Here is a 2,595-nt window from a genome sequence, read left to right as displayed (position 1 = left end):
GCACAACGACGAGGAGGCCGCGCCGTACCAGCAGCCGCCGGGCACCTTCACCGCCTGGGCGCCGCTGCCGCCGAGCAGCCTGCTGTTCTACGAGGGCCTGCACGGCGGCGTGACGACCGACAAGGTCGACGTGGCGCGCTTCACCGACCTGCTGATCGGCGTGGTGCCGGTGATCAACCTGGAGTGGATCCAGAAGATCCACCGCGACCGCAGCACGCGCGGCTATTCGACCGAGGCGGTGACCAGCGTGATCCTGCGCCGCATGCACGAGTACGTGGAATACATCTGCCCGCAGTTCACGCGCACGCACATCAACTTCCAGCGCGTGCCGGTGGTCGACACCTCGGATCCGTTCATCGCGCGCACCATCCCGACCGCCGACGAGAGCCTGGTGGTGATCCGCTTCGCGAACCCGCGCGGCATCGATTTTCCGTACCTGCTGTCGATGCTGCACGACTCGTTCATGTCGCGTGCCAACACGCTGGTGGTGCCGGGCGGGAAGATGGAGCTCGCGATGCAGCTGATCTTCACGCCGATGATCATGCGGCTGGTGGAGCAACGGAAGAATTTGCTGTAGCGAAAGCACTGAAGCGCGGCGGCGGGGGCGCGGGCTACCATGCCGCGGCCATGCTCTACGCCGAAACCGCACCGTACCGCGTGCACGAACTTCGCGTGCCGGGTGGCCACGTGCTGCACGTCGAGGAGAGCGGAAATCCGCAGGGCATCCCGGTGGTGGTGCTGCATGGCGGCCCGGGTTCCGGCAGCTCGCCGCTGCTGCGCCGCTTCTTCGATCCGGCCCGCTACCGCATCGTCAGCCCCGACCAGCGCGGTGCGGGCAGGAGCCAGCCGCGCGGCAGCACGGTCGACAACACCACCGCCCACCTGGTGGCCGACCTGGAGACGCTGCGCGAGGCGCTCGGCATCGCGCGCTGGCGGGTGGTCGGCGGCTCGTGGGGTGCCACGCTCGCACTGGCGTATGCCATGGCGCATCCGGGCGCGGTGGCCGGGCTGCTGCTGCGCGCCACCTTCCTCGCGCGCGAGGACGACATCACCGGCTTCTTTCAAGAGGTTCCGGCCGGGCAGGGCGAGGCCTGGGTGCAGTTCGCATCCATCGCGCCGCCCGAGCAGCGCCGCGCCTTGCTGCCGTTCCTCGCGCAAGGCCTGGCCATCGATGACAAGACGGATGCCGACACCGCGCGCCGCATCGCGCTGGCCTGGTGGCGCTGGGAAAGCACGCTCGCGACCGGCGCCGTGGCACAGCCCGAGCCGTCGGGCGCGGCGCTCGAGGCGCAGGTCGACCGCTACCGCGTGCAGAGCCACTACCTGCTGCACCGCTGCTGGCTCGATGACCCGCCGCTGCTCGATCGCTGCGACCGCCTGCCGGTGGTGCCGACGCTGCTGCTGCACGGCAGCGAAGACCGCATCTGCCGGCCCCAGGGCGCTGTCGCGCTGCACCAGCGCCTGCCGCACAGCCACCTGCGCCTCGTCGAGGGCGCCGGCCACGATCCCTCGCATCCGGCGATGGTGCGCGCGATGGTCGAGGCGCTGGACGGCTACGCAGCGCACGGGCATTTCGAAGCAGAACGGGCCGAGCGCCGGGCCGCTCCCAAGCCGGCCCGTGTCCCCTCGGGGGACCGTCCGACGTACCCGTCGGACGAGGGGTCGTCATGACTCTGAGGCTGAAGATCCACCTGATCGTCGGGCTGCTGACGCTGCTGTTCCTGTTCGTGATGATGGGCCTGGAGCTGCGCAGCATGCGCGCGTCGGTGAACGAGGAAGTGGTGGCCGCCAACCGCGTGGCCGGGCAGTTCATGAACCGCACCGTGTGGCGCTACGCGGCCCAGGGCACGCCGGCGGTGCTGGCCTTCCTGCAGGGCATGGGCCGCGTGCGCTCGAACGACATCACGCTGCTCGACCGGCAGGGCGCGGTGCTCTATGCCTCGCCGCCATCGCCCTACAAGCCGGGCCGCGATGCGCCCGACTGGTTCGACGCACTGGTCGCGCCGCCGCCGGCCGTGCAGTCGCTGGACCTGCCCGACGGCCGGCTGACGGTGCAGGCGAACGCCTCGCGCGCCGTGCTCGACGCCTGGGACGAGGCCATCACGCTGGTGTTCGGGGCCGTCGTGATGCTGGTGGTACTCAACGGGCTGGTGTACTGGCTGGTCGGGCGCACGCTGCGGCCGTTCGGCCAGATCGTCGCGGCGCTGAACCAGCTGGAAGGTGGCCGCTTCGATGTCTCGCTGCCGCCGCTGCCCGGGGCCGAGGCCGGCACCATCGGCAAGGCCTTCAACCGCATGGTCGGCATGCTGCAGGGCCACATCGAGACCGAGCGCCGCGCGGTGCGTGCCGAGCTGCAGCTCTCCGAGAGCCGCGAGCTGACGCGCTGGGTCGACCACCAGATCGAGCAGGAGCGCCACCTGATCGCGCGCGAGCTGCATGACGAACTGGGCCAGTCGGTGACGGCGATGCGCAGCATGGCGCTGTCGATCGCGCAGCGCATGCGCACGCTCGATCCGCAGGCCGAGCAGGCGGCGCGCCTGATCGCCGACGAGTCGTCGCGCCTGTACGACGCGATGCACGGCATCATCCCGCGCC

At 70.7% G+C, this 2,595-nt stretch carries 3 protein-coding genes; all 3 read left to right on the top strand.

The features are described from left to right. Positions 1-577 (top strand): phosphoribulokinase (locus tag AC1D01_RS29525; RefSeq protein ID WP_477872765.1); only part of this gene is annotated, 577 nt, incomplete at its 5' end. 50 nt (positions 578-627) lie between these two features. Beyond that, positions 628-1,671, top strand: coding sequence for an alpha/beta fold hydrolase (locus AC1D01_RS29520; protein WP_477872763.1), 1,044 nt, complete (start codon positions 628-630; stop codon positions 1,669-1,671). Then, a partial coding sequence (locus AC1D01_RS29515; RefSeq protein WP_477872761.1) for a HAMP domain-containing protein occupies positions 1,668-2,595 on the top strand: 928 nt, incomplete at its 3' end. The genes AC1D01_RS29520 and AC1D01_RS29515, both read left to right, overlap by 4 nt.

The sequence above is a fragment of the Rhizobacter sp. P3_B12 genome, from assembly GCF_056402895.1.
This window is presented reverse-complemented; position numbering and strand designations above follow the sequence as displayed.